Origin of the sequence: Streptomyces albofaciens JCM 4342, assembly GCF_008634025.1 — a bacterium.
Taxonomy (GTDB): Bacteria; Actinomycetota; Actinomycetes; order Streptomycetales; family Streptomycetaceae; genus Streptomyces; species Streptomyces albofaciens.
On the sequence record NZ_PDCM01000002.1, the window covers coordinates 3,641,253 to 3,667,268 of the forward strand.

Below are 26,016 nucleotides of genomic sequence, written 5' to 3' on the forward strand. Positions count from 1 at the left end.
CCAACCCACCCGTTCCTTGGACAAGGGGCTCGGGGCTCGCCGCCCGGGGCCCGGCGCTCAAGCCCCGGGGGGAGGTACGCCACCCAGGCGCGGGCGGGGATGGTGAACCGCGCTCGTACCCGCCAGGCCGCCTACAACTCCCCCGCCACCTGGCGGATGTACTCGTCGCTGTCCTCCACCCCCAACGCCTGCATGCGGATCATGCCGAAGGCCCGGCTATGACGGCTCACATCGCTCGCATCGGATTGCAATGTGCTGACCCCCTGACCGGGCAAGTACGCGTACGTCTCGTGTTCTTCGGTTTCGACGAGGATGATGGGGCCGCCGAATGCGACATAGGGGGCCCGAGCGGCCGGGAGAACCTGAACGCAGACGTTACGCATGCGCTGAACTTCCAGCAGGCGCTCAAGTTGGCGCCTCATGATTCCGGCGCCACCCACCATCGTGCGCAACGCGGCTTCGTAGATGATGAAGTTGAACGCCGTTTCCGACTTACCGTTCAACAGCGCCTGCCGCCGGAGGCGTTTGGTGATGCGCTCTTCCACTGTTTCGTCGTCCAACGGCGGAAGGCCGTGGTTCATCAGCTCGTGCACATACTCCTCGGTCTGCAGCAGGCCCGGCATATAGAGGGTCTCGTACCAGTACAGCCCGATCGCGGTTTCTTCTAGCTCCATGAACTCGCCGATGGGCCGTTCGGACTTCTCGGGCTTCAGGTATTGGTCCGCCGCCTCCAGCAGCCCATGCGCACGGCACACCTGGTCGGCAATCCGGAGCATCCGCAACGTCGGCCTCCGGCGCCCCTGCTCCATGGACTTGACGTACTCCGCGTCGTAGTCCGCTTCCTTCGCGATCTCTTCGCGGGAGATCCCCGCGTACGTACGCCACAGCTTGAGTTGGTCACCGCAGTAGCGCCACGTCATAGGTAGCCGGGTTGGCTCTTTCGACACCGCGCCCCCATTTCGCCGGCACGACCGGTACACCCTGATGCGTACCCTCGTCGCGGCTGCCGACCGTACGCCCGCGTCGACATGCTCGGATTGTGAACGACGGAAATTCCCCTCTTACGAACGAATGGTGGCTGCCGCGCCATCCTCGGAGCGCGCGGCGGGCCCGTGCGTACCTGCGTGTCCTGGCGGACGTATGGCGATTGCAGGACGAGGTGACGGAGACGGCCGTGCTGATTCTCAGTGAGCTGACGGCCAACGCCTGTGTGCACGCGCGGGTTCCGCGTGGGCGGCATGTGCGGACGCGGTGCCTGCTGTTCGCGGGGCGGCTGCGGATCGAGGTGGCCGATGCGAGCGAGCTGATGCCCGAGCCCCGGGCGGCGGGGCCGGACGACGAGGGCGGGCGCGGGCTGGCGTTGGTGGCGGCGCTGGCCGACGACTGGGGTACGTACCCGCGCCCGTACGGGATCGGGAAGGTGGTGTGGTTCGAGTTGGCGCTGGAGTCGGTGTCCAGCCGTCACCGCATCGGGACGCGTTTTCTTGAACGATCGGTCACGTAACCCGTAGGGTGCCCGCATGGGCAGAACCAAGGAGTTCGACCCGGGCGCGACACTTCAGGCTGCCCTGGAGCTGTTCTGGCGCAAGGGGTACGAAGCCACGTCGATGCAGGACCTGGTCGATCACCTCGGCATCAACCGGGGCAGCATCTACGCGACGTACGGCAGCAAGCACGAGTTGTACCTGCGGGCGCTCGACCGGTACTGCGAGAACGAAGGGGTGGCGGCGCTGGAGCGGCTGAACCAGCCGGGGCCGGCGCTGCCCGCCGTACGGGAGTTCCTGCGCGCGTTCGCCGCCGAGGCGCTGGCGGACGCCGACCGCAAGGGGTGCCTGGTCACGAACACCGCCGTGGAGCTGCTGCCGGAGGACGCGAAGGCGCAGCGGCGGGTGGAGACGGCCTTCCACGAGGTGGAGTCGGCGGTCACGGGCGCCCTGATCAGGGCGAAGGCGCAGGGGGAGGTGGCGGAAGGGGCCGATGTGCGGGCGCAGGCCCGGTTCCTGGTCACCTTCATCCAAGGGCTGCGCGTCATGGGCAAGACGGGCGACGAGCGGCGGATCCATGACGCCGTGGAGCAGGCGATGACCGTTCTGCGCTGACGCGCCCATCACGTTTCACCCCCGCTGCGGCGGGGGTTTCTTTCGGGCAATTACTGGAACGATCGGTTAGGAAAAGAGGGGGATCATGCGCGTGCCACGCGCCGTGTACATCCTGGCCCTGGGCATCTTCGCCATGGTGACCAGCGAGTTCGCCGTCGCCGGACTGATGCCGCAGATGGCGGACGGGCTGGGCGCCACCGTGCCGGAGATCGGGTATCTGATCACCGCCTTCGCGGTGGCCATGGCCGTCGGCGGGCCTTTCCTGACGGTGGGGGTGATGCGGCTGCCGCAGAAGCGGGCGTTGGGGGTGTTGTTCGGGGTCTTCCTGGTGGGGAACGTGGTGGCGGCCGTCGCGCCGGACTACGGGACGATGGTGGTGGCGCGCGTCGTCACCGGCGTCGCCTCCCAGGCCTTCTTCGGCGTCGCGCTCTCCGTATGCGCCCAGCTGACCCGGCCGGAAGCGCGCGGCCGGGCGGTCGCGGTGGCCATGAACGGGCTGATGCTCGGCACGCTGCTCGGCCTGCCGCTGTCCACGCTGGTCGGTGAACACCTGGGCTGGCGGGCGGCGTTCTGGGCCGTGGCCGTGCTGACGGTGGGCGCGGCGGTGTGCACGGCCGTCGGCGTACCGCGGCTGGAGCGGGCGGACGCGGGCGGCGGCGTACGGGAGGAGCTGGGCGTTTTCCGTAAGCCGCGGCTGTGGCTGGCGCTGTCCACCAGCACGCTGATCATCGGGGCGACCTTCGCCGTCTTCAGCTACTTCAACCCGATCCTGACCGAGGTCACCGGGATCGGTACCGGGACCGTCCCCCTGCTGCTCATGGCGTACGGGGCCGCGACCGTCGTCGGGAACACCGTGGTCGGCCGGCTCGCCGACCGGCACACGATCGCCGTCCTGTGCTGCGGACTGGTGCTGAACCTGGGGTTCCTCGTCGGCTTCGCGCTGTTCGCGCAGCTGCCCGTGCCCGCTGTGGTGTTCATGATGGGGATCGGGCTGGCCGGGGTGACGATGAACCCGGCGATGGTCACCCGCGTCCAGCGGGCCGGGAACGCGCGGGCGCTGGTGAACACCGTGCACTCGTCGTTCATCACGCTCGGCGTGATCGTGGGGTCGCTGGTGGGCGGCCTGGCCATCGGCGCGTACGGGCTGCGGGCGACGATCTGGCTGGGGGCCGGACTGGCGGCGCTGGGGCTCGTGTCGCTGGTGCCGGAGCTCGGGGGGCAGGCGGGGCGCCGCCGTACGCGTCAGATCGTCGCGCGTGGGACTCTGGACCCCGCCCCCGCCACCCCCTGCGTCACACCAACCGCCGGGCCGTAGCCCACCGCGTCAGCTCGTGGCGGTTGGAGAGCTGGAGCTTGCGCAGCACCGCCGAGACGTGCGACTCGACCGTCTTCACCGAGATGAAGAGCTGCTTGGCGATCTCCTTGTAGGCGTAGCCGCGGGCGATCAGGCGGAGCACCTCGCGCTCGCGCTGGGTGAGGCGGTCCAGGTCCTCGTCCACGGGCGGCGCGTCGGTGGAGGCGAAGGCGTCCAGGACGAAGCCGGCCAGGCGCGGGGAGAAGACCGCGTCGCCCTCGGAGACCCGGAAGATCGCGTCGACCAGGTCCGCACCGGTGATCGTCTTGGTGACGTAGCCACGGGCGCCGCCGCGGATGACGCCGATGACGTCCTCGGCGGCGTCCGACACGGACAGCGCGAGGAAGCGGACCGGGCGTTCGGGGTCGGCCATCAGGGAGGCGGAGCGGCGCAGCACCTCGACACCGCCGCCGCCCGGCAGGTGCACGTCCAGCAGGACGACCTCCGGGCGGGTGGCGGTGATGACCGTGACGGCCTGGTCCACGTCGGCGGCCTCGCCGACGACCTCGACGCCCGTCTCGTCGGTGCGGCCGATCTCGGCCTGGACGCCCGTACGGAACATCCGGTGGTCGTCGACGAGGACGACCCGTACCGTGCGGGCCGGGCCGTCACCCGCCTGCCCGCCACCGGCCGTGCCGCCGGCCTGGGCGTGCTGTGCGGCGTCACTGTTCATCTCGTCCGTCCGTCCCTCGTTGACGTTGCCGGTTGCCTCCGGCGTGGTGCCGTGGTTCCTCATCATCCGTCATCCGTCGTCATCCGGTAGACGCTCCGCCTCCAGCTCGACCACGGTGCCGCCGTCCGGCGCGGAGCGCAGCCGCGCCGTGCCGCCGTTGCGCTGCATCCGGCCGATGATGGACTCGCGTACGCCCATCCGGTCGCCGGGGACCGCGTCCAGGTCGAAGCCGGGGCCCCGGTCGCGTACGGAGACGAAGACCGTACGGCCCTCGACCTCCGCGTACACCTGCACGGCTCCGCCCTCGCCACCGTACTTGGCGGCATTGACCATCGCCTCGCGCGCGGCCTGCATCTGGGCGCCCAGCCGTTCGTCCAGCGGACAGTCGCCGACGACCACGACCTCGATCGGTACGCCGTGGTGGTCCTCGACCTCGGCGGCGGCCTTGCGTACCGCCTCGGCGAGGGTGTCCGGCTCCTGCTCCTCGTCCTTGCCCCGGCCCTCCGGCTTGTAGAGCCAGGCCCGCAGCTCCCGCTCCTGGGCGCGCGCGAGGCGGGCCACCTCGCGCGGGTCCTCGGCGTTGCGCTGGATCAGGGTGAGGGTGTGCAGGACGGAGTCGTGGACGTGCGCGGCGACTTCGGCGCGTTCTTGCGCGCGGATGCGCATCAGGCGCTCCTCGGACAGGTCCTGCGTCATACGGACCAGGTAGGGGCCCGCGAGCAGCGCGATGCCGACCAGCACGGCAAGGGCGGCCTGGAGCACCGAGCCGAGGTGGCGGACCGAGCTCTGGAGGACGACGATGCCGGTGACGCCGACACCGACCAGCAGCACGCCCGCCGCGCCGCGCACGACCGGGAGCAGGCCCTTGCGGCGGCCCATCTCCCGCCACTGCGCGCGGCGCGCGTTGTCCGCCTGGCGCCAGACCAGGGCGACGCCCGCGCCGATCAGCAGGACCGGCCACACGTACGCGTTGGCGCGGCCCAGCTGGAACTTCGAGGCGACGACGGCCGCGCCGGCGAGCAGGGTGAGCAGGGCGAGGATCTGGCCCTTGTCGGCCTTGCGGCCCGTACGGCCGCGGGCCTTGCCGAGGAGACCGGGGGCGGCGGAGGCGTTCGCGCGCGCCGCGTCCACGCCGCCGACGCCCAGCGGGACGATGAACCAGAACGCCGCGTACAGCAGCGCGCCCATGCCCTCGGCCATGAACAGCGCGACGAACACCACCCGTACCCATGAGACCGGCAGCCCGAGATGCCCGGCCAGCCCCCGTGCGACACCGCCGAGCATCCGGCCGTCGGCACTGCGGTAGAGCCTGCGCAGGGGCGGATCGGCGGGGTCGGACGCCGGGGCGTAGCTCGCCTCGGGCCGGGGCGGTGCGGTGGTCATGGCACCGATCGTCACATGGGAGGTGGGGTCGGGGCATCAGGGTGGACCCTTAGGGCGCCCCCGGGGTATGCCGCGCACCCGTGTTAGCCGGGTGTTAGCAGGGCGGCAGCCGTGCGGTAGGGCCCCCGGACAGAGTGGATGACGTACCGAGGGAACAACGACACCAACGTCCCGGGGGGAACCGAAATGAGCTCCAGCACCGCCGTGCGCACCGCCCGCCGCCGTACGCTCCGAATCGCCGCCGCGGCCCTGACCGCGGCCGCCGGGCTGGCCCTGACCGCGTGCTCCGGCACGGAAGCCGGCGGCGGCAAGGCCGCGGCCCACCTGGACTCGGAGGCCGCCGCAGCGCAGTCGCCCGGCGACAAGGGTTCGTCCGCCGACGCGCAGGGCTCCGGCCCTCAGGCGGACTCCGGTACGAAGGCCGAGGGCAAGGCGGGTGCCAGGGCCGGTGCCGGTGCCGGGGCGGGCGCCACGGGCAAGCGGGCGGGCACTTCGCACGCCACCGGCAACGGCAGCGGCAGCGGCAGCGGCAGGAACGGCGCCTCCGGCACGCAGCGCTGCCACACCTCCGACCTCACAGCGGCCTTCGCCACCGGCGAGGACGCCACCCCCGACCCCAACGCCGGCGGCAGCACGACCACCAGCATCGTGCTGACCAACAAGAGCCACCGCACCTGCAAGATCGGCGGATTCGCGGGCGTCGACCTCCAGCCCGACGCCGGCGGTCCCAGCTGGTCGCTCGCCCGCTCCGCCGCCAAACACGGCACCACCACCCTCGCCCCCGGCGACAGCACCGACTTCACCGTCAACCTCGGCATGGCCAAGGAGAACGACGAAGGCTCCTGGAAGCCCGCGACCGTCGCCGTCACCCCGCCCAACGAGACCACCCCCCTGACCCTGAAGTGGCCCTGGGGCCCGCTCATCCACCAGGACGGCGCCACCCACCCCGCCACCTTCGTCAACCCCATCGGCTGACTTTCCGCGGTGGTTACTGCCCGTCCTGCCCGCGGTCCTCGGGCAGCCGGAGCCCGGCCAGGACGTTGTCGAAGACCTTCTTGTACCGGTCCCACTCGGAGGCCGGCGCGGAGAGGTAGATGGCGTACTCCTTCTCCCCGGGACGGCCGAAACCGAGGTCTATGGCACGGAACTCGCGTCTGCTGCCCGACCACTTCCACTCCCACAGGGCCGCGGGCCGGTCGCGGAAGCGCGTCTCCTGCATGCGCAGCTGCTGGTAGCCGGGGAACTTGCCCTCGCCGAGGGCGGCGCGCTCGTTGTCCTTCCAGCGCTGAAGGGGGTTCGCGCCCGCGAAATCGAGCGACTCGATGCGCAGGCCGACGAGCTGGTTCGGGTTCAGGTAGGTGTAACCGTTCGCCTGCTTCTGGCGGGTCCAGCCGTTCGGCAGCGGGAAGTCGACGTCGGCCGCCGGATCCGTCACCCGGTGGTAGCCCTCGGGGACCGGGCGCGGGGTGGGCTTGGCCTTGGGCTTCGACGGGGTGGGCGACGGGTTCTCCGGCTGCGGTGTACGGCTGTCGGACGCCTGCGCGCCCCCGTCCGGCCAGTAGCCGAGGGCGTACAGGGTGCTGCCCGCGAGAGCCAGCGCGGCGACCACGGAAACGGCGGTGAGCAGGATCGTACGGCCGCGTCCGCCGGGCTTGTTCCCGGAGGGGGGCGGGGCGGTGGCCGGGTGGTGCACCGGAGTTGTGGGCCCGGTGGCGGGGGTGGTCGCGGGGGTGTTGGCAGGGGTGTTGGCAGGGGTGGTTCCGCCGGTGTGGGGCAGGTTGCCGGTCGTGGCCGTACCGCCCGTACTGTCCGTACTGCCCGTACCGCCCGTACTGTCCGGAGCCGGAGGCGCCAAGTGGTACGAGCCGGTGGCCGAGGGCGACGGCGGAGCCGGGCTCGGGATTGCGGCCGGAGCCGGGCTCGGGGTCGGGGCCGATGCCGGGGCGTTCGTACGGTCGCCCTGGGCCGGGGATGTCGTACCGGCCGTGGTGGTGGCGGTGCCGCTCTCCGCCGTGCCGTACGCACTCGCACCGCTCAGCCATGCGGTGTCCGTGTGCGCGGCGGGGGCACGCAGGGCCTGTTCCACGGCCTGGGCCGAGGGGCGGTCGGCGGGCTCCTTCGCCAGCAGGGCTTCGATCAGGCCGGCCAGCGCGCCGGCGTTGCGCGGCGGATCCAGCGGGTCCATGGCGATGGAGTACGCCGTCTCGACCGCCGTGAGCTTGCGGAACGGGGGCCGCCCCTCCAGCGCCTGATAGAGCGTGGCGCCCAGCGCCCACAGGTCGGAGGCCGGGCCGGGGGTGCCGCCCCGGACCCGTTCGGGGGCGAGGTAGTCGATGGAGCCGATCAGTTCGCCGGTCTTGGTGAGGGTGGAGGTGCCGGTGGCGACCGCGATGCCGAAGTCCGTGAGGACGACCCGGCCGTCCTCGCCGAGCAGCACGTTGCCGGGCTTCACGTCCCGGTGCAGGACCCCGGCCGAGTGCGCCGCCCGCAGCGCGGCGACCATGCCGCGGCCGATCCGGGCCACCTCGCCCAGGGGCACCGCGCCGCCCGAGAGCGTGGCCTCCTTGATCAGGTCGCCGAGCGTCACCGACGGCACGTACTCCATGACGATGCACGGCAGACCGGCGTCGTCCACGACATCGTGGACGCTGACCACGTTGGGGTGGTTGATACGGGCGGCGGACTGGGCCTCGCGGCGGGTGCGCTCGTTGCGGCGGGCCAGCTCCTCGGGCTCCAGTTCCGGGGAGACGTGCAGCCGCTTGACCGCGACCTGGCGGCCGAGCAGTTCGTCGTAGGACCGCCAGACGGTTCCCATACCGCCCCGGCCTATCTCCTCGACCAGGCGGTACCGCCCGGCGACCAGCCGCCCGTCGTCCACCGCCGCCTCCGTCACCGCGCCGTGCCCCTTGCCCCTTCGGTTCCCCCGTACAGGTGTCCGGCGCAACGATAGTCGTCCGCCGGGCGCCGCCGGGGGACCGGGGCGCGGCCGCCCGGCGCGTGCCGGGCGCGTGCCAGGACTTTTCCACGATGTGGAGATGGTTGGTTGTGGATGTGGAGGGGTCGGTTGTGGGTGCTGTCGCGGGCCGGTGATCAGGCCGGTGACGCGGTGACGTGCGCGCGGTCGCTCTCGCCGTCCGAGAGGAACACCGCCAGCTCCTGCCCCTGCTCGGTCACGGCGGTGCGCTCGGCCCGGGAGAAACGGCGCAGCGGGGTGGCCGTCACCGTGCCGTCCTCGACGGTCCAGGTCGCGGCGACCCGGCCGTCCACCAGGACGACGCGGGCACCGGCGACCGAGAGACCGCGGTGGGCGTCGTCGATGATCCGGCCGCGGTCCTGGTAGCCGAGGATCGCGTTGTCGAACGCGGGCAGGAACCGTACCGGCGCGGGCGTATCGGGGTCGGGGCGCGGGGCGTCCGGGAGGTCGAGCAGTTCCCGGCCGCGCTCGTCGCGAAAGGTGATCAGCTCGTCGCGTACGGCGGCGACCGCGGCCGGGAGTCCGGCGAGGCCGCACCAGGCGCGCAGATCGGCGGAGGCGGCGGGGCCGTAGGCGGCGAGGTAGCGGTGTATCAGGGCCGCGCCCACCGGGTCGGGGGTGGTGGGGCCGAAAGCGGCGGAGTCGGGGGTGGCCGCACCGGTGGCGGTCGCGGTGGCCGGGCCGGGGCCGTTCGAGGCGGCCGGGCCGGGGCTGTTCAAGGTGGCCGGGCCGGGGCTGGTCAAGGTGGCCGGGCCGGGGCTGGTCAAGGTGGCCGGTGGGTCGATGTCGCGGCCGAGCCAGGTGGCGAGCGGCACGTACCGGGCGCCCGCCTTCGTACGCCACAGGCCGCGCGGCGGCAGCTGCACCATCGGGATGAGGGCGGCGACCAGCATCTCCCCCAGCGCCCGCGGCCCGGACTCGGGCCAGCGCCCGGCGACCGCACGGGCCAGCTCGGGCATCGAGCGGGGCTCACCGTCGGCCATGACCGCGCGGCCCGCGGCGGCGAGTTCGTCGAGGTCCACCCCGGCGAGTTCGCGGCGGTAGGCGCCTTGTGCGCGTTGGCGCAGCATGGCGTCGTGGCGGGCGCGCCAGGCCAGGACGTCGTCGGCGGTGACGAGGTGGACCGTGCGGCGCATGAGGTGCGTACGGACGACGTGCCGTCCGGTCAGCAGGTCCGACAGCGACGACGGGTCGAAGGCGCGCAGCCGCGACCAGAGGCCGGTGAACGGCTCCTGCGGTTCCTGCGCCTGGAGGCCGCACAGATGCCGGACGGCGTCGAGGACCGGCAGGTCGGCGCGTTCGAGGAGCAGTTGGCGGGCGAGGGTGGCGCGGTTGAGGGCCCGGTTGTCGAGAACGGTCATGTGCGTCCTTGCTGGTACTGGTTGCCGGTCGGCCGGCCCTGTGGCCTGGGGGGCGCGGTGGTGGCTCATCCTGCCGGGCCTAGCGGACAGGTTGTGTCCTCTATGGGAGGCAGCATGGGCCCATGCAGAAGACTTCAGCGCGGCTGCTGGCCCTGCTCTCCCTGCTCCAGACGCGCCGGGACTGGCCGGGGACACTGCTGGCCGAGCGGCTGGACGTCAGCGCGCGCACCGTACGCCGTGATGTCGACCGCCTACGGGAACTCGGCTACCCCATCGCCTCGACCAAGGGCCCCGACGGCGGTTACCGGCTCGGGGCCGGGTCGGAGCTACCCCCGTTGCTGTTCGACGACGAGCAGGCCATCGCCCTCGCCGTGGCGCTGCGGAACGCCACCACCACCGGGGTCGGTGTCGAGGAGGCCGCAGCGCGCGCTCTGCACACCGTCCGGCAGGTCATGCCCGCGCGCTTGCGGCACCGGATCGACACCCTTCAGGTCACCCCTGTCGAGCGGCCTACGGCGCGGCCGAATCCGCAGGTGGACAGTGGGGTGCTGATGGCGCTCAGCGCGGCGGTGCACGCCCGGGAAGTGCTGCGGTTCGATTACGCGCCGGTGTCGGGGAGCAGTGGCCTGGTGCCGGATAGCTATGGCCCGGTGCCGGAGAGCAATGGCCAGAGCGCGCCGGCCGGGGCCCCGCCGCGCCGCGTACAGCCCCATCACCTCGTCACCTGGGAAGGCCGCTGGTACCTCGTCGCCTGGGACCTCGACCGGGCGGACTGGCGCACGTTCCGGGCGGACCGGATCGCACCGCGTACTCCTACGGGGCCTCGCTTCACCCCGCGCGAGCTGCCGGGAGGAGATGTCGCCGCCTTCGTCGCCGGGCGCTTCCAGGGCTCGGACGGGCCGGACGGCGGGCCCTGCCGCGGCGAGGTGGTTCTCGGGCTGCCCGCCGCTGCCGTGTCCCCGTACATCCGTGACGGTGTCGTGGAGGAGCTGGGTCCCGACCGGTGCCGCCTGGTGTCGGCGGCCTGGTCGTGGGCCGCCCTGGCCGCCGACATCGGCAGATTCGACGCGGATGTCGAGGTGGTGGGGCCGGGTGAGCTGAGGGAGGCGTTCGGGCGGTTGGCCCGGCGGTACGCGGACGCCGCGGATGCCGCGGGCGACGCGGGCGACGCGGGCGACGCGGGCGACGCGTCGGGGGGCTGAGGCGAGCGGAGGCTCCTCCTCCCCCCTCCCCTCCCCTCCCCTCCCCTCCCCTCCCCTCCCCTCCCCTCCCTCCCCTCCCTCCCCTTTCTGCCTTGCCCCTGCCCCTGCCCCTGCTGATCTCAGGGGCCAACCAGGGTTCCCACGGATGCCGCCCGTCCGCGCGGCTTGCCACCATGGGCGCATGAACGATGCTGCCCCCGCCGACAACACGACGGGCCCCGCCGGGGACGCGTCCGGTCCCGCGGGCACCCCGCCGGCCCCCGACGCGTCCCGCCCGGCGCCGCGGACGCACCCGCGCCGCAGCCGGCGGCACAAGGTGATCGCCGGGGTGTGCGGGGGCCTGGGCCGGCACTGGGACCTGGATCCGGTGATCTTCCGGATCGTGCTGGCCGTGCTGGCGGCCTCCGGCGGCATCGGCCTGATCGTGTACGGCTTCGCCTGGCTGCTGATCCCGCAGGAGGGCGAGGACGAGAACGAGGGGCGCCGGCTGCTGTCCGGCCGGGTCGAGGGCACGGCGCTGACCGCCCTGCTGTTCGCCCTGGTCGGCTGCGGGTTCTTCCTGACCTCCCTCGCCAACCGCGGCGTGCTGGCCTTCACCGTCATGCTCGCGCTGGCGGTGGGCGGTTCGGCGTACTGGTCGCGGCAGCGCCGTACGGCCGGGGTGGACGGGCCCGGGGCGGCGGACCCGGCGGCCGCCCAGGCCGTCGCGGACGCGCCGCCCGAGACGATGGCGCCGCCCACCCGTAACAGCCCGTCCTGGTGGCGGGACCCGCTCTCCAAGGACGGGACGGCCGGCGCGGGCTATCTGTGGGGGCCGGACGACGCCCCGTACGGCCATGAGCAGGCGTACGGCGCGGGCGGCAGGGCGGGCGCACGGCCCTCGGGGGCCACGGCATGGGGCAGCCCCGGGGGGCCGCGTGGCACCGTCCCGGCCAAACGGCGGCGGGCGGGCCGGCCGATCGGCGGCTGGACGTTTCTGCTGGCGATGATCGCGGCAGTGGCGGCGGGCGGTGCCACGGCCGAGCACCACAAGGCCTCCACCGTCCTCATCGCCGGCCTCTCCGCCGCCCTCGTGGTCTTCGGGCTCGGGCTGGTGGTCAGCGCCTGGTGGGGGCGGACCGGCGGCGGCACGGTCTTCATGGTGATCCTGACGTCCCTGCTGCTGGCGGGCGCCGCGGTACTGCCCCCGAACGTGACCACCGACTGGCACAACCGCGTATGGGTGCCGATGGACGCCGCTTCCGTACGCCCGAGTTACGACGTCGGGGCCGGGCACGGCGAGCTGGACCTGACCAAGATCCCCTTCAAGAACGGGCAGACGGTACGGACGCGGGCCTCGGTCGGCGCCGGGCAGCTGGAGGTGACGGTGCCCGACGGCGTCACGGCGCGGCTGCACATCGACGTGGGGCTGGGCGACGTACGGCTGCCGGGTGAGACGACGGAGGACTTCCACTTCGGGACCGACCAGGAGCAGACCGTCACCCTGCCGGCCACGGGGCTGAAGGAGGGCGAGAAGCCGCGCGGCACGCTGGATCTCGACCTGAAGGTGGGGGCGGGGCAGGTGGCGGTGGAGCGGGAGGCTCCTGCGCAGGCTCCGCCGTCGTCGCCCCCGCCCCCGTCGTCAGCGTCGTCGCCGTCGCCGTCGCCGTCATCGGACGAGAAGGGAGAGACCCAGTGAAGCGCCATGCTTTCGAGCCCGCCCGGCTCATCACCGGCCTGACCGCGCTCGGCGTGGGAGGTGCCTACGCGTGCGAAGCGGGCGGGGTGGTGGACCTGCCGGGCGCGCTGCCCGTACTGGCCGTACCGGCGGGCCTGTGCCTGGCCGGTGCGACGGCGGCCGTCTGGAGCGTGGTCCGGCGGCAGCGTTCGGGGTCCTCCGCACCACGGGACTGACCACGGGACTGGCCATGGGCCCGGCCAAACGACCGACCACACCCCCGGTCAACGCCCTTACCCGAACAACTGCCGCCCCTGCCTACTGCGCCGTGCCGCCAGCATCGCGTCCACGGACAGCATCGGTGCACCGGCGAGCACCAGCGGCAGCCATGCCATCAGATACGCCAGATCGTTGCCGTAGTAGTACGGCTGGGTCGACCAGCTCACGGTGAGCCACAGGCTCAGCGAAATCAGCGCGCCGCCAAGCGCGGCGACGCGCGCGAACATCCCGGCCAGGGTGCCGATGCCGACCGCCAACTCCCCGGCCGCAATGGCGTACCCGAAACTCGCCGGGTCCTTGAGCGCCAGATCCACCAGTTGGGGCACAGCCGAGGTGTCCCTTATCTGCCGCATCAGTTCGCCGACCGACCCCGTGCCGCTCGCGGCGAAGAACGCCGGATCGGTCAGCTTGTCCAGGCCCGCGTAGACGAAGGTGACGCCGAGGAAGACCCGCAGCGGCAGCAGCGCATTGCGCGCCATCGCACCGCGCGGCCCACCGCCCCTGCCCGTTCCGGATCCGACCGGGCCGGCACCGACCACACGATCCGCGTGCGCCATGGCATCCGCCTCCCTGTCACCGCCGGACGCAGACGATTGTGCCCACGCCCGCGTGTTCCACAAGGGATACGGACGCCCTCGCGCGCGGCGTTCAGTCCTGTACGTCGATCGCGTAGCCGTTCGTCTCCACGCCCGCCGCCGTGACGACCCGCACCTCCACCCGGCCCGGCTCCACGTCCGCCGGTACGGGCACGGTCAGCAGGCCGTCCGTCGGGTTCCCGAAGCCGCCGGCGACCGGCACGAGCGGCACGTGCACATGCACCGGGCCGATCCGTACGACGGTGCGCGCCAGCAGGTCCGGGTCCTGCGCACCGGGCGGTACGAAGCCGGTGCCGCGGATCTCGATGTCGTCGCCGGTGCGGATGGGCGCGGCCAGCTCACCCGGCTCCCGGGCCCGTACGACGGACAGGACGACCGGACGGCCGCCCTCCGCGTACTTGCCCGCCACATACATGAGCGCCCCGATGACCACGATGACGCCGAACGTCCACGGCAGGTCCGGCAGCCGGGACGGGTCGCGGGCCAGGCGTACCAGGGCGAAGGAGACGGCCGCGACGTTCAGCAGCAGGTACTGGGTGTCGGTGAGGCTCGCGCGCCCCGCGTCGTCCGTGAGCAGGTCACCCGCGCGCGGCCGCTCCGCGCGCACCTTCTGGAGACGCCGCCCCTGGATGCGTACGGCGACGACCCGGCGGACGAGCACCGCCACCGCGCAGGTGATCGCCAGCACGGTCAGCAACCCGGCGCCGTACGGGAGCTGGAGCCCGTCGAGGTGTGCGACGCGGGCGTCCGCGTCCGTCACCACGGCCAGCTGGACGGCCTGTACGAGGACGGCGTACGCGACGAGCAGCAGCCAGCCCGCGGCCACCGTGCGCGAGGTCGAGAGCCGGTTGTCCTCGCCGATCAGCGGCGCGAGCAGGCCCCCGCGGGAGCGGTGGCGCCACGCCGCGCCGGTGAGGGCGAGCACGAGGACCGCCGCGGCGACCAGGCCCGCCGTACGCCGCACCGTCCAGCCGGTGCCGATCGCGGTCAGGGCCTGGACGAGCAGGAGCACGCCGAGGCCGCCCCACAACACCGGCAGCGTGCGCCGCCACACGGCCTCCCGCCAGGCCGTTCCTTCGGCGGCGGCACGCTCGGCGACCGTACGGGCCGAGAGGGCCAGTTCGTCCGAGACCCACTGCCGCGCGGCGCCTGCCGAATGCGCGAGCGCGGCCGGCACGCCGCGGCCGGCGGCGTACTCCTCGCGCAGCGCCACGAACGCGGCGACCGCCCGGCGGTGCCCCTCGCGCGCGCCACGCGGGCACCTCCCGCACGTGCAGTCGCCACCCCCACCGCCGCCGGGCTCCCCGGCCTCCGGCCCTCCGGCCGCCACTCCCCCTCCGGGCGTCCCAGGCGCTCCCGCCGCCCCGCCCGCCGTCTCCACCGACACGTCCGCTCCGCCCCGACCCACCAGTCGTTGTCAACTTCACCGTACTGTCAGGGAATTGTGCCGTACGGGGAGAGAGCGGGAAGCCGTGCGCCAGGGTTTACGGGCGGTGATGAGGGGGCGTCGTGTTGACGCCGGGGACGGGGGGCGGTGTCGGGAGCCGCAGGGAAGCCGGGCCCGAGGCCGAGGTGTCAGTCGAACAACTCCGGTTCACTGCGGGCGATCTGCTGGTACAGGGGCTGGTAGTTGATCCACGCGACCAGGTCGTTGCCCAGCTGTTCCCGGGTGTGCACGGCGTTCTCGTGGTCGATCAGTACGGGCTTGCCGGCGGCGCGCGCGGTCAGCTGCACCTGACAGGAACGTTCCATCGTGATGAACCACCAGGCCGCCGCGTCCACCGAGTCGCCGACCGTCAACAGGCCGTGGTTGCGCAGGATCACGGCCTTGTGCGGCCCGAGCGCGGCCGCGATGCGCCGCCCTTCCTCCTCGTCCACGACGACCCCGGTGTACGCGTCGTAGAGGGCGTGATCCTCGTAGAAGGCGCAGACGTCCTGGGTGATCGGGTCCAGCAGCTCGCCGAGTGCGGAGAGGGCGCGGCCGTACACGGAGTGGCTGTGCGCGGCGGCGATCACGTCCGGGCGGGCCCGGTGGACCTGTGAATGGATCGCGAACGCCGCCTGGTTGACGTGGTAGCGGCCCTCGACGACCTTGCCCTCGTGATTGACGAGGATCAGGTCGCCGACGGTGATGTGCTTGAACGACATCCCGAAAGGATTCACCCAGAAGCAGTCGGTGAACTCCGGGTCCCGCGCGGTGATGTGTCCCGCCACGCCCTCCTCGAACCCGAACCGTCCGAAGAGGCGCAGCGCGGCCGCGAGACGCTCCTTGCGATGGCGCCGCTCCTCCTCGACGGTCGCGTGCTGCGGCGGCATGGCGAAGCGGAGCTGATCGGTGGGTACGGGCGTGGGCGGCGGGCCCGGGGGCGGGACGGGCGGCGTGGGCTGGGGCATGGGCTTCCTCCTCGCGCGTGCGGCATTGCTCGGGCCGGAACGGCTCGGACCGGACCGGCTCGGACCGGACCGGCTCGGACCGGACCGGCTCGACCGAACCGGCTCGGACCGAACCGGGCCGGATCGGCGGTCCGACTCGGCTCGACTCGACTCGACCCGGCTCGACTCGAAGCGGCTCGACTCGAAGCGGAAGCTACCTGTGGGTAGCGGAGGTGACCAGAGGTGCGGCAGCGATTCCGGGTCGCCGACCGCGACGGGTCACTTCATGCCCTCGGCATCCCGTGCGGGCAGCACCCGGCCAGGCACGGACCAACACTCGCGCGGCTACGCCGGCTTGCCCTCCCCCGCCTCGCACCCGCTCAGCTGCCGCACGCCGCGCAGCAGCGCCGAGTGGTCCAGGCCGCCGTCGCCGCGTGCCACGGCCGAGGCGACGAGCTGAGCGGCGGCGGCGCCCACGGGGATCGTGGCGCCGACGGCGCGGGCGGCGTCGGTGACGATGCCCATGTCCTTGTGGTGCAGCTCCAGCTTGAAGCCCGGCTCGAAGTCCTGGGTGAGGAAGTTGGCCTTCTTACGGGTGAGCACGGCCGAACCCGCAAGGCCTCCGTTGAGGACGTCCAGGGCGTCGGCGAGATCGACGCCGGACTTCTCCAGGAAGACGACGGCCTCGGCGCAGGCCTGGATGTTCACGGCGACGATGAGCTGGTTGGCGGCCTTGACGGTCTGGCCGGCGCCGTGCGGCCCGCACCGCACGATGGTGGTGCCCAGGGCCTCGAAGACCGGCCGGGCGGCGTCGAAGTCCGCCTGCTCACCGCCCACCATGATCGACAGGGCGCCCTCGACGGCGCCCGCCTCGCCGCCGGAGACCGGCGCGTCCAGCACCCGGACGCCCTTCTCGGCCGCCGCGGCGGCCAGCTCCACGGAGGTCTGCGGGGTGATCGAGGACATGTCGATCAACAGGGTGCCGGGGCGGGCGTTCTCCAGGATGCCGTCGGGTCCGTACGCGACCGCCTCGACCTGCGCGGACGCGGGCACCATGGTGATGACGACCTCGGCGTCGCGGACGGCCCCGGCGATCGTCGCCGCTTCCGTGCCACCGGCCGCCACCAGCGCCTCCGCCCGCCCGGGGCTACGGTTCCAGCCGGTCACCGCGTGGCCGGCCTTGGCAAGGTTGACCGCCATCGGGCTGCCCATGATGCCGAGGCCGATGAAGGCGATGGTGCTCATTGCGCGACACTCCCATCTGTTTCCGCATGGCGGATTACCCGCACCGCCATGCGGAACCACTATGGAAGCCTCATAGGTACACGTCAACGCTCACAGGGTGTCGATCGCCGTCAGGTCGATGTCGATGTCGAAGGGCGCGCCGAGTTTCACCTGCTCCCGGAAGGTGTCGACGGGACGGTAGGCGCGCGTCTCCAAGGCCAGCTCGAAAGCGTGCACCACCGGGTGATCGTCGGCCCCCGCCATCTCGACCCGCCAGAAATACGGGATGCCCGCGTTCGCGTACTTGTACGGCTTGGTGTCGCGATCCCGGGCCTCGGACTCCGGGGACACCACCTCGACGGCGAGCAGCACGTCCCGGCCCTGGAAGTACGACTGCATCCGGCTGCGCGCCGCCGCGGCCCGCACCACCGTAATGTCCGGCTCCGGACCGTTACGCCTGTCGATCACTACGGTCATCTCGCGAGTGACCTTCAACTCCGACGGCGCGGTGCGACGCAGCCCGTTCACCAGCAAGTCGATCACGATGCTGTGGAAACACCGCTGTGGGCTCACGAAGACCAAGCTCCCGTCGAGCAACTCCGTATGCGGCGGGAGGTCGGGCAGGGTCAGCAGGTCGTCCACGGTGTAACCGTCCGGCGGGGGCACGGGCCAGTGATGCGCGGTCTCAGCGGTCATGAGTCCTCCCATGGACGGGATCCTGGGCCGTACGGCCAGCGTACCCACCAAGAACGCCACAGCCGCCGCTCAAACTGATGAGCGACGGCTGTGGCGTTGACCTGGGGAGGGCCCCACAGAGGGGCTACGGGGTCACTCCCACTCGATGGTGCCCGGGGGCTTGCTGGTGACGTCGAGGACGACGCGGTTGACCTCGGGGACCTCGTTGGTGATGCGGGTGGAGATGCGGGCCAGGACGTCGTACGGCATACGGGTCCAGTCCGCGGTCATCGCGTCCTCGGAGGAGACCGGGCGCAGCACGACCGGGTGGCCGTAGGAGCGGCCGTCGCCCTGGACGCCGACCGAGCGGACGTCCGCGAGCAGGACCACCGGGCACTGCCAGATCTCGCGGTCCAGGCCGGCCGCGGTCAGCTCCTCGCGGGCGATGGCGTCGGCCTCGCGAAGGAGGTCGAGGCGCTCGCGCGTGACCTCGCCGACGATGCGGATGCCCAGGCCGGGGCCGGGGAAGGGCTGGCGCTGGACGATCTCGTCCGGCAGGCCCAGCTCGGTGCCGACGCGGCGGACCTCGTCCTTGAAGAGCTGGCGCAGCGGCTCGATGAGCTCGAACTCCAGGTCCTCGGGGAGGCCGCCGACGTTGTGGTGGGACTTGATGTTCGCGGTGCCGGTGCCGCCGCCGGACTCCACGATGTCCGGGTAGAGCGTGCCCTGGACCAGGAACTTCACGGGCTCGCCCGCCGCGCCGGACTCGGCGATGATCTCCGCCTGGGCCTGCTCGAAGACCCGGATGAACTCGCGGCCGATGATCTTCCGCTTCTCTTCCGGGTCGGAGACGCCGGCCAGCGCCTTGAGGAAGCGCTCGGAGGCGTCCACGACCTTCAGCTGGACGCCGGTGGCGGCCACGAAGTCCTTCTCGACCTGCTCGGTCTCGCCCTTGCGCATCAGGCCGTGGTCGACGTACACGCAGGTCAGCTGGTCGCCGATGGCCTTCTGGACGAGGGCGGCGGCGACCGCGGAGTCCACGCCGCCGGACAGGCCGCAGATCGCCCGGGCGCTGCCGACCTGCTCGCGGATGGCCGCGATCTGGTCGTCCACGACGTTGGTCGTCGTCCAGGCGGGCTCGATGCCGGCGCCGCGGTACAGGAAGTGCTCCAGGACCTGCTGGCCGTGCGTCGAGTGCATCACCTCGGGGTGGTACTGGACGCCGTACAGCTTCTTCTCGTCGTTCTCGAAGGCGGCGACCGGGACCATGTCGGTGGAGGCCGTGACGGTGAAGCCCTCGGGCGCGGCGGAGCAGGCGTCGCCGTGCGACATCCACACCGGCTGCTCGGCCGGGGTGCCCTCGAAGAGGGTCGAGCCGTTCTTGGAGACGTGCAGGTCGGTACGGCCGTACTCGCGGGCGCCGGTGTTGTCGACCGTGCCGCCGAGGGTGGTGGCCATGAGCTGGAAGCCGTAGCACATGCCGAAGACCGGGACACCGGCCTCGAACAGGGAGCGGTCCAGGCTGGGGGCGCCCTCGGCGTAGACCGACGACGGGCCGCCGGAAAGGATGATCGCCTTGGGGTTCTTGGCGAGCATCTCGGCCACCGGCATGGTGGACGGGACGATCTCGCTGTAGACCCGGGCTTCGCGTACGCGGCGGGCGATGAGCTGGGCGTACTGCGCGCCGAAGTCGACTACCAGGACGACGTCGGGGGCGGCAGCAGGTGACGCTGATGGCACTTCGGCGGCCTTCCGGCGGTGGTGGTGCATGGGGTTGGACTTTCGATTCTAACGGGCTCATACTGAGCGGCATGTACAAGCAGCTGACCTTCGTCTTTACCTATGGCACCGGCCCGTCCGGCTGCCATGGTCGTGCTGCTTGATCAACTGACGAGCGACTTCCCAGGCGCCCCGGGCCGACAAGGCCCGGGGCGCTCTGCATTTCACGGGGGCGGGCGGGGCCGAGGCGGTACGGACGGCGGCTGCGGGGGTCCGGAACCCCAGGAGTGACGGACATGAGCGGTACGAGCGGCGTCCAGGCTGCGCACGGTGTCAAGGCTGTCCACGGCGTCCAGGCTGTGACGGATCTGACGAGCACCTCGGTGACGGCCGTCCCGGCGGCCAAGGCCCCGGCGGCCCCTGCCAAGGCCCCGGCGGCCCCCGATACCGGCGCCCGGACCGAGGCCGCGGCCGGTGTGATCACCGATGCCCGGGCGCGGATCGACGATCTCGACGGGCGGATCATCGGCCTCGTACAGGAACGCATGGCGGTCTCGGCGGTCATCCAGCGCGAGCGCATCGGTTCCGGCGGGCGCCGGGTGAACCTGTCCCGCGAGATGCAGATCCTGGAGCACTACAGGGGGCAGCTCGGCCGCCCCGGCACCGCGCTGGCCATGACGCTGCTGGAGCTGTGCCGCGGCCGCATCTGAGGGGCGCGCGGAGCGGCATAGGGCGCGCGTGGATCGACGTACGGGCGGGCGTGGACCGGCGTACGGGCGCATCCACACGCGGCGCACGGACCGGCGTACGGATGCGAACGTACGAGGCGCGCGGAGCGGCGTACGGGCGCGACCGCACGCGGCGCACGGGCGCGACCGGCCGCGCCCGGCCCACCGGCGACTCACCCGTACGGCGCCGTGACCGGCCCCCGCCGGGCTTCGTTGTTCCAGGTGCCACGCCAGCCAGGTGCGGTCTGCAGGACTACGCGTAGACGCCGCCCGTGGGCGGATCCGCCGGAGCGATGAGACGTCGGCCGACTTGGAGCGGCCCGCGTCGTGGGACCTCGCTGCGGTGTTGTGGCCGGTCAGCAGGGGACAGCAGCCCGGCCACATCCGATGGGGCGGCCGGTTCCGGGGACGCCTGGGGCCGGCCGCATCCGGTCGGAACGGCAGCGCCGGGGGCCACCGGCGCGAAGGCGGCGCACGCCGCACCCGCACGGGGCGCCCGCCCCCGGAGCACGGGGAGCCCACCCCGGACAACTTGAGAGCTTGCGGCGGCGCTTTCCCCGGTGCCGCCCCTCGGTGCCGACGCTGCCCTGCCGCCGGCGCCGGAAGCCAAGGGCCCCGCGGTCGCCCGCCCCTCGTGGACGGCGCCCGGGGCCCTTCGCCGCGCCCCGGCCCCTTCGCCGCGTCCCGCCCCCGTGGCGGGCGTCACTTCTGTGGCCCGGGGCAATGCCCGCGGTGAATGGTGCAACCTTTTCCCGCCATGGCCGGTCAGTATCTGCAATCGCCCGGCCATCCCGCGCCCCACCGCGACGGCCCGTCTCATGAACTCGTGCCGCGTCCACGGCACTTCGGTCCCGAGAGGTCTTCACGATGCAGCTCCGCCGCGCCCTGGCCGCCGTCTCCGCGACGGCCGCCATAGCCCCCGCCGCCCTGCTGGCGGCCCCCGCCGCGTACGCCGCCGAAACACCGGGCCGGAGCCCGGCGGCCACCGCGACCCCCGCCCCCACCGGCACACCGACGACCGGCACCAACCCGCCCACGCACACCCCGGCGCCCGCCGAGAGCAGCCCGCCGCCGGCCGGCGGCGACGGCAAGGACGCCGCCCCCGGCCCCGCCGCCGAAAGGACACCGCCCGCCGCGAAGACCCCGCCCGCCAAGAAGAACGAGACCTCCACGCCGACCGCCACGCCCACGGCCACCCCCACCGACGGGACCGAGTGCGCGGACTACTCCAGCGAGCGGGCCGTCCGTACCGAACTCCGCGGCCTGCCCAGCAAGATCGTGGCCGGTTCCGGGTGGGTGGACTTCACCTTCCGTGCCACCAACATCTCCAGCGGGCACATCAGGTCCGTGAGCGCCTTCGCGCTGGTCTACGCGCTGAAGGAACCGACCACCGACGACGTTTCGGACCATCTGGCCTTCCAGTGGCTCGACACGAAGACGGGCACCTGGAAGCGGGTGCCCGCCGCTGAGGAGAACGACGGTTTCTTCGCCACCCTCGGCGGCCGCGACGGGCTGCGCCCCGGTGAGTACGCGGAGGCCAGGCTGCGCCTGAAGGCCGACGCGAAGACCCCCGCCAGCTACGGCGGCGCGGTCAGTGTGGGCTGGTACGCGAACGCGGACCACGAGTGCGGCTTCTCGGAAGCCATGGACTACGACTTCACCATCCTGCCCGCCGGCAGCGGCAAGCCGGGCACCCACGTACCGGACGCGCAGGGCAAGCCCGGCAAGCCCGGCCACCGCCCCAACCGCCCGGCGCCGCAGGGCGGTACGAAGCAGCAGGTCCAGCTGCCGGTCACCGGGAAGCTGGCCGAGACCGGCGCGTCCTCCGGGCTGCCGACCCTGGCGCTGGCCGGCGGCGCGGCGGTCGTGCTCGGCGCGGGTGCGGTGTTCGCCGTACGCCGTCGGAAGGGCGCCGGCACGGCCTGAGGCGGGCGGGACCGGGCGGAGGGGAACAGGGCGGGACGGAACGGGGCGGGGCTACCGGCACCGCGGCGGTACGGCCGGTACCGGCAGCAGCGGCAGCCGCAGGGCCGCGAACGCGTCCTCCGGGACGGCCGGCCGGCGCGGCGCCACCGGGGACAGCCGCCGGTACGGCCGGCCCGGCGCGGGGCGGGTGTCCTCCTCGCCCTTGTTCGGCCAGAAGGACATGGCGCGTTCGGCCTGGGCGGTGATGGTCAGCGACGGGTTGACGCCGAGGTTCGCGGAGACCGCCGAGCCGTCCACGACCGAGATGCCGGGGTGCCCGTACAGGCGGTGGTACGGGTCGATCACCCCGTGGTCCGCGTCCGCGCCGATCGGGCAGCCGCCCAGGAAATGCGCGGTCAGCGGGGTGCCCATCAGCTCGCCGACGTTGCTGCCCGCGAAACCGTTGATCTCCCGGGCGAGCAGGGTGGCGGCCTCGGTGGCCTCCGGTATCTGCTGCGGGTTGGGCGCGCCGTGGCCCTGACGGGCGGTGAGCAGGCCCTTTCCGAGCCCGCCCGGTTTGCGGTACGTGGTCAGCGAGTTGTCCAGGGACTGCATGACCAGGCCGATGATGGTCCGCTCCGACCAGCGGCGGTTGGACAGTGAGCGCAGCAGCAGGAGCGGGTGGCGGGCGCAGTTGGCCGCCCAGGCGAGGGCGCGGGGCGCGCGCCTGGGGATCGGTACCTGGAGGACGGACAGGCTGCCCATCGCGTTGGAGCCCTTGCCGTACCGCACCGGCTCGATATGGGTGTCGGCGTTGGGGTGGACGGAGGAGGTGATGGCGACGCCGCGGGTGAAGTCGGCCTTCGGCGCGCCGTGCGCCTTGCGGTAGCGGCGGTCGTCGGTCTGCGCGCCGACCAGCGCCTCGGAGTTGGTGCGGGTCAGCTCGCCGAGCCGGTCGGAGATCAGCGGCAGCAGGCCGCTGTCCTTCATCCTGTGCAGCAGGGTCTGGGTGCCGTACGTGCCCGCGGCGACGACCACCCGCCGGGCCGTGAACGTACGGCCGCGGCCCTTGCGCTTGTCGTCGGTGGGCAGCGTGCCGACGGCGAAGCCGCCGCGGGAGTCCTCCGTGACGGTGACGACCGAGGTCATCGGGTGGATGACGGCGCCCGCCCGCTCGGCGAGGTGGAGGTAGTTCTCGGTGAGGGTGTTCTTGGCGCCGTGCCGGCAGCCGGTCATGCACTCGCCGCATTCGGTGCAGGCCCGGCGGGCGGGTCCGGCGCCGCCGAAGTACGGGTCGGCCACCTCGGCGCCGGGCGCGGCCTTCACCGTACCGTCGGAGTCCTCGCCGTCCCCGAAGAAGACGCCGACGGGGGCCAGGTGGAAGGTGTCGCCGACGCCCATCTTCTCGGCGGCGGCCTTCAGGTGGACGTCCGAGGGGGTCATGGTCGGGTTGAGGCGCACCCCGAGCATGCGCCGCGCCTGGTCGTAGTACGGCTTCAGCTCGTCCTGCCAGTCGGTGATGTGCCCCCACTGCCGGTCCTCGAAGAACCGCTTCGGCGGTTCGTAGAGGGTGTTGGCGTAGTTGAGCGAGCCGCCGCCGACTCCGGCGCCGGCCAGGACCATGACGTTGCCGAGCAGGTGGACGCGCTGGATGCCGTAGCAGCCGAGGGCCGGTGCCCACAGGTAGTTCTTCAGGTCCCAGGAGTTCTTCGGGAGGGTGGCGCGGGTGAAGCGGCGCCCGGCCTCCAGGACGCCGACGCGGTAGCCCTTCTCGGTCAGGCGGAGCGCGGAGACGGAGCCGCCGAAGCCGGAGCCGATGACGAGGACGTCGTAGTCGTACCCGTCCCGCTCGGACGGGTCGCGCTGCTTCCGGGCAGGGTTGTCCTGGGGCACTGGCACTCCCTCGGTCTCGGCGGGCCGCTCGGCCCGGGTCTCAGCGGATGCGGATCCGAGCGCGGACGGATCTCAGCGCGGGCGGATCTCAGCGCAGGCGGAACGCCTTCATCGCGCGCAGGCTGCGGGTCATGAACGCGGCGTACTTCTCGTCGTCCATGCCGAACGACGGGGCGAGCGGCATCAGGCGCTGGTGGGCGACGGTCTGCGCCTCGGTGTACTTGAGGATGCCCTCGGAGCCGTGGCGGCGGCCGAGGCCGGAGTCGCCCATGCCGCCCATCGGGGACTGGACGCTGCCGTAGCCCGCGGCGTACGCCTCGTTGACGTTGACCGTGCCGGTGCGCAGGCGGGCGGCGACGGCCCGGCCGCGGCGCCCGTCCCGGGTCCAGACGCTGGAGTTCAGGCCGTACGGAGTGGCGTTGGCGCGGGCGACCGCCTCGTCCTCGTCGCGGAAGCGGTAGACCGCGACGACCGGGCCGAAGGTTTCCTCCTCGCACACGGCCATGGGCGGCTCGACGCCGTCGAGGATGGTGGGCTCGTAGAACAGCGGGCCGATGTCGGGGCGGGGGCGGCCCCCGGCGACGAGCCTCGCGCCCTTGGCGACGGCCTCGTCCACGTGCCGGGTGACGGTTTCCAGCTGGCGTTCACCGACCAGCGAGCCCATGTCGGCCCCGTAGGCGAGGGCGTTGCCCAGGCGCAGCGCCTTCGTGCGGGCGGCGAAGCGCTCGATGAAGGCGTCGGCTATGGACTCGTGGACGTACAGCCGCTCTATGGAGATGCACAGCTGGCCCGCGGAGGAGAAGCAGCCGCGTACGGCGCCCGCCGCGGCCTTGTCCACGTCGGCGTCGTCCAGCACCAGCATGGCGTTCTTGCCGCCGAGTTCGAGGGAGACGCCGACCAGGCGGGCGGCGGCGCCCTGGGCGACCTCGCGGCCGGTGCGGGTGGAGCCGGTGAAGGAGACGTAGTCGGCGTGCTTGACGACCTCGGGGCCGATGACGGGGCCGTCCCCGAGGACCACCTGCCAGACCTCCGGCGGCAGCCCGGCCTCGATGAGCTGCTCCCGGGCCCACAGGGCGGTCAGCGCGGTCTCCGTGTCGGGCTTCATGACGACGGCGTTGCCGGCCGCGAAGGCGGGCAGCGCGTCGCCGACGGACAGCTCGAAGGGGTAGTTCCAGGGGGCGATCTGCCCGACGACGCCGCGGGGGTGGCGCAGTTCGGTGACCTTGGTCAGGGACGGTACGACGCCGGTGTGGCCGCGGGGGCGCAGATAGGCGGGGGCCTTGCGCCCGTAGTGGCGGGCGGCGACGGCGACGGCCTGGATCTCCTCGTGGGCGTGCAGCCGGGCCTTGCCGGTCTCCAGCTGGATCAGGTCCAGCACCTCGGCCTGGCGGCGCAGGACGAGGTCGTGGAAGCGCAGCAGGACGGCCGCGCGCCGCCGTACGGGGACCTCGGCCCAGGCGCGCTGGGCGGCGCGGGCGCGTTCGAAGGCGGTCGCCACGTCCTCGGGGGTGGACTCGGGCAGGTCGGCCAGCTTCTCGCCGGTGAAGGGCGTGTGGTTGGCGGTCCGGCCGCTGCCGACGACGCCGCGGGTGAGGCGGGCGGCCAGGTGCGGCGTGACCACGTCGGCGGCGGTACGGGTGCCGGTGGCGGCCCGGGCGACGGGGTTGCCGCCCGCGGGGGCGTCGGCGCAAGCGTCGCCGGCGGGAGCGGAGGTGCGGGTTCCGGTGTCCTGCGAGTCCGTCATGCGGGCGAGCGTATGCGGCGCCGGACGCTTTGGGTACCCACCGGTAACGAGTTTTCACGCGGTACGCACAATCGCGCCAGTGTTCGCTGGCCACGAGGGGGCTGTCCTGCGAGGTTGCGGGGTGGGGATGAGACCGGCGCCGGGCGGTGGCGCGTCCGGCACCGGCCGTCCTCGGAC

22 protein-coding genes are annotated in these 26,016 nt (G+C 72.8%); 9 read left to right on the plus strand and 13 right to left on the minus strand.

Annotated elements, in window-relative coordinates; genetic code table 11:
- Positions 1–131 precede the first annotated feature (131 nt).
- On the minus strand, positions 132–920 hold the full coding sequence (locus tag CP973_RS35785; RefSeq protein WP_150248257.1) for a helix-turn-helix domain-containing protein: 789 nt from the start codon (positions 918–920) through the stop codon (positions 132–134).
- Positions 921–1,039: 119 nt separating this feature from the next.
- Between CP973_RS35785 and CP973_RS35790 the strand changes: the two genes are divergently transcribed.
- The 3 genes from CP973_RS35790 to CP973_RS35800 all read left to right on the plus strand — a co-directional run bounded on the left by CP973_RS35790 (position 1,040) and on the right by CP973_RS35800 (position 3,414).
- Complete coding sequence (locus CP973_RS35790) at positions 1,040–1,504, plus strand: ATP-binding protein (RefSeq protein ID WP_150248259.1); 465 nt, start codon at positions 1,040–1,042, stop codon at positions 1,502–1,504.
- Positions 1,505–1,520: 16 nt separating this feature from the next.
- Complete coding sequence (locus tag CP973_RS35795; protein ID WP_150248261.1) at positions 1,521–2,099, plus strand: TetR/AcrR family transcriptional regulator; 579 nt, start codon at positions 1,521–1,523, stop codon at positions 2,097–2,099.
- 91 nt (positions 2,100–2,190) lie between these two features.
- Positions 2,191–3,414 carry an MFS transporter gene (locus CP973_RS35800; protein ID WP_244410306.1) on the plus strand — a complete coding sequence of 408 codons (1,224 nt, stop codon included), beginning with the start codon at positions 2,191–2,193 and terminating at the stop codon, positions 3,412–3,414.
- Here the strand turns inward: CP973_RS35800 and CP973_RS35805 are convergent.
- Both CP973_RS35805 and CP973_RS35810 read right to left on the minus strand, forming a co-directional pair.
- Positions 3,392–4,126, minus strand: a complete 735-nt coding sequence (locus CP973_RS35805) for a LuxR C-terminal-related transcriptional regulator (protein WP_150250743.1) — start codon at positions 4,124–4,126, stop codon at positions 3,392–3,394. The two genes, CP973_RS35800 and CP973_RS35805, sit on opposite strands and share 23 nt — an antisense overlap.
- Before the next feature lie 69 nt (positions 4,127–4,195).
- Positions 4,196–5,509, minus strand: a complete 1,314-nt coding sequence (locus CP973_RS35810) for an ATP-binding protein (RefSeq protein WP_150248265.1) — start codon at positions 5,507–5,509, stop codon at positions 4,196–4,198.
- A 186-nt stretch (positions 5,510–5,695) separates the two neighbouring features.
- Between CP973_RS35810 and CP973_RS35815 the strand changes: the two genes are divergently transcribed.
- The gene (locus CP973_RS35815) at positions 5,696–6,484 is read left to right on the plus strand and encodes a DUF4232 domain-containing protein (RefSeq protein WP_150248267.1); all 789 of its coding nucleotides are present in this window, start codon (positions 5,696–5,698) and stop codon (positions 6,482–6,484) included.
- 13 nt (positions 6,485–6,497) lie between these two features.
- Here the strand turns inward: CP973_RS35815 and CP973_RS35820 are convergent, their stop codons facing one another.
- Both CP973_RS35820 and CP973_RS35825 read right to left on the minus strand, forming a co-directional pair.
- Positions 6,498–8,402, minus strand: coding sequence for a serine/threonine-protein kinase (locus CP973_RS35820; protein WP_150248269.1), 1,905 nt, complete (start codon positions 8,400–8,402; stop codon positions 6,498–6,500).
- Positions 8,403–8,599: 197 nt separating this feature from the next.
- Positions 8,600–9,844, minus strand: a complete 1,245-nt coding sequence (locus CP973_RS35825) for a winged helix DNA-binding domain-containing protein (RefSeq protein ID WP_150248271.1) — start codon at positions 9,842–9,844, stop codon at positions 8,600–8,602.
- 122 nt (positions 9,845–9,966) lie between these two features.
- On the opposite strand from CP973_RS35825, the gene CP973_RS35830 reads away from it, so the two are divergent.
- The 3 genes from CP973_RS35830 (at position 9,967) to CP973_RS35840 (ending at position 12,939) form a co-directional block, all read left to right on the plus strand.
- Positions 9,967–11,046 carry a helix-turn-helix transcriptional regulator gene (locus CP973_RS35830; protein ID WP_150248273.1) on the plus strand — a complete coding sequence of 360 codons (1,080 nt, stop codon included), beginning with the start codon at positions 9,967–9,969 and terminating at the stop codon, positions 11,044–11,046.
- A 181-nt stretch (positions 11,047–11,227) separates the two neighbouring features.
- The gene (locus CP973_RS35835; protein ID WP_150248274.1) at positions 11,228–12,724 is read left to right on the plus strand and encodes a PspC domain-containing protein; all 1,497 of its coding nucleotides are present in this window, start codon (positions 11,228–11,230) and stop codon (positions 12,722–12,724) included.
- Complete coding sequence (locus CP973_RS35840; RefSeq protein WP_150248276.1) at positions 12,721–12,939, plus strand: hypothetical protein; 219 nt, start codon at positions 12,721–12,723, stop codon at positions 12,937–12,939. Before CP973_RS35835 ends, CP973_RS35840 begins: the two co-directional genes overlap by 4 nt.
- Before the next feature lie 57 nt (positions 12,940–12,996).
- Here CP973_RS35840 and CP973_RS35845 read toward each other — a convergent pair whose 3' ends face one another.
- The 6 genes from CP973_RS35845 to guaA form a co-directional block, all read right to left on the minus strand.
- Positions 12,997–13,539 (minus strand): DoxX family protein, encoded by a 543-nt coding sequence (locus tag CP973_RS35845; RefSeq protein WP_208853363.1) that lies wholly within the window; start codon positions 13,537–13,539, stop codon positions 12,997–12,999.
- A 91-nt stretch (positions 13,540–13,630) separates the two neighbouring features.
- Positions 13,631–14,908, minus strand: coding sequence for a hypothetical protein (locus CP973_RS35850; protein WP_150248278.1), 1,278 nt, complete (start codon positions 14,906–14,908; stop codon positions 13,631–13,633).
- A gap of 245 nt (positions 14,909–15,153) precedes the next feature.
- Positions 15,154–15,972: a class II aldolase/adducin family protein gene (locus CP973_RS35855; protein ID WP_150248280.1), complete on the minus strand. Its 819-nt coding sequence runs from the start codon at positions 15,970–15,972 to the stop codon at positions 15,154–15,156.
- Between the two features lie 324 nt (positions 15,973–16,296).
- Positions 16,297–17,196: a 2-hydroxy-3-oxopropionate reductase gene (locus CP973_RS35860; protein WP_150248282.1), complete on the minus strand. Its 900-nt coding sequence runs from the start codon at positions 17,194–17,196 to the stop codon at positions 16,297–16,299.
- A gap of 90 nt (positions 17,197–17,286) precedes the next feature.
- Positions 17,287–17,871, minus strand: a complete 585-nt coding sequence (locus CP973_RS35865; protein WP_150248283.1) for a Uma2 family endonuclease — start codon at positions 17,869–17,871, stop codon at positions 17,287–17,289.
- Positions 17,872–18,003: 132 nt separating this feature from the next.
- Entirely contained in the window at positions 18,004–19,590 is a 1,587-nt protein-coding gene (gene guaA, locus CP973_RS35870; RefSeq protein ID WP_150250747.1) for a glutamine-hydrolyzing GMP synthase, read from the minus strand.
- A 275-nt stretch (positions 19,591–19,865) separates the two neighbouring features.
- Between guaA and CP973_RS35875 the strand changes: the two genes are divergently transcribed.
- Together CP973_RS35875 and CP973_RS35880 are read left to right on the plus strand one after the other, a co-directional pair.
- Positions 19,866–20,279, plus strand: a complete 414-nt coding sequence (locus CP973_RS35875) for a chorismate mutase (RefSeq protein WP_150248284.1) — start codon at positions 19,866–19,868, stop codon at positions 20,277–20,279.
- An 885-nt stretch (positions 20,280–21,164) separates the two neighbouring features.
- Complete coding sequence (locus tag CP973_RS35880; protein WP_150248286.1) at positions 21,165–22,223, plus strand: LPXTG cell wall anchor domain-containing protein; 1,059 nt, start codon at positions 21,165–21,167, stop codon at positions 22,221–22,223.
- Between the two features lie 51 nt (positions 22,224–22,274).
- Here the strand turns inward: CP973_RS35880 and CP973_RS35885 are convergent, their stop codons facing one another.
- Positions 22,275–24,095: a GMC family oxidoreductase gene (locus tag CP973_RS35885; RefSeq protein WP_150248288.1), complete on the minus strand. Its 1,821-nt coding sequence runs from the start codon at positions 24,093–24,095 to the stop codon at positions 22,275–22,277.
- Between the two features lie 88 nt (positions 24,096–24,183).
- On the minus strand, positions 24,184–25,839 hold the full coding sequence (locus CP973_RS35890) for a succinic semialdehyde dehydrogenase (protein ID WP_150248290.1): 1,656 nt from the start codon (positions 25,837–25,839) through the stop codon (positions 24,184–24,186).
- Between the last annotated feature and the right edge of the window lie 177 nt (positions 25,840–26,016).

Bases quoted from the DNA above. Each gene is read 5' to 3' on its own strand.
- CP973_RS35785 (WP_150248257.1), bottom strand. From the start codon at position 920: ATGACGTGGCGCTACTGCGGTGACCAACTCAAGCTGTGGCGTACGTAC.
- CP973_RS35795 (WP_150248261.1), top strand. From the start codon at position 1,521: ATGGGCAGAACCAAGGAGTTCGACCCGGGCGCGACACTTCAGGCTGCC.
- CP973_RS35805 (WP_150250743.1), bottom strand. From the start codon at position 4,126: ATGAACAGTGACGCCGCACAGCACGCCCAGGCCGGCGGCACGGCCGGT.
- CP973_RS35810 (WP_150248265.1), bottom strand. From the start codon at position 5,509: ATGACCACCGCACCGCCCCGGCCCGAGGCGAGCTACGCCCCGGCGTCC.
- CP973_RS35815 (WP_150248267.1), top strand. From the start codon at position 5,696: ATGAGCTCCAGCACCGCCGTGCGCACCGCCCGCCGCCGTACGCTCCGA.
- CP973_RS35825 (WP_150248271.1), bottom strand. From the start codon at position 9,844: ATGACCGTTCTCGACAACCGGGCCCTCAACCGCGCCACCCTCGCCCGC.
- CP973_RS35830 (WP_150248273.1), top strand. From the start codon at position 9,967: ATGCAGAAGACTTCAGCGCGGCTGCTGGCCCTGCTCTCCCTGCTCCAG.
- CP973_RS35835 (WP_150248274.1), top strand. From the start codon at position 11,228: ATGAACGATGCTGCCCCCGCCGACAACACGACGGGCCCCGCCGGGGAC.
- CP973_RS35845 (WP_208853363.1), bottom strand. From the start codon at position 13,539: ATGGCGCACGCGGATCGTGTGGTCGGTGCCGGCCCGGTCGGATCCGGA.
- CP973_RS35855 (WP_150248280.1), bottom strand. From the start codon at position 15,972: ATGCCCCAGCCCACGCCGCCCGTCCCGCCCCCGGGCCCGCCGCCCACG.
- CP973_RS35860 (WP_150248282.1), bottom strand. From the start codon at position 17,196: ATGAGCACCATCGCCTTCATCGGCCTCGGCATCATGGGCAGCCCGATG.
- CP973_RS35865 (WP_150248283.1), bottom strand. From the start codon at position 17,871: ATGACCGCTGAGACCGCGCATCACTGGCCCGTGCCCCCGCCGGACGGT.
- CP973_RS35875 (WP_150248284.1), top strand. From the start codon at position 19,866: ATGAGCGGTACGAGCGGCGTCCAGGCTGCGCACGGTGTCAAGGCTGTC.
- CP973_RS35880 (WP_150248286.1), top strand. From the start codon at position 21,165: ATGCAGCTCCGCCGCGCCCTGGCCGCCGTCTCCGCGACGGCCGCCATA.
- CP973_RS35890 (WP_150248290.1), bottom strand. From the start codon at position 25,839: ATGACGGACTCGCAGGACACCGGAACCCGCACCTCCGCTCCCGCCGGC.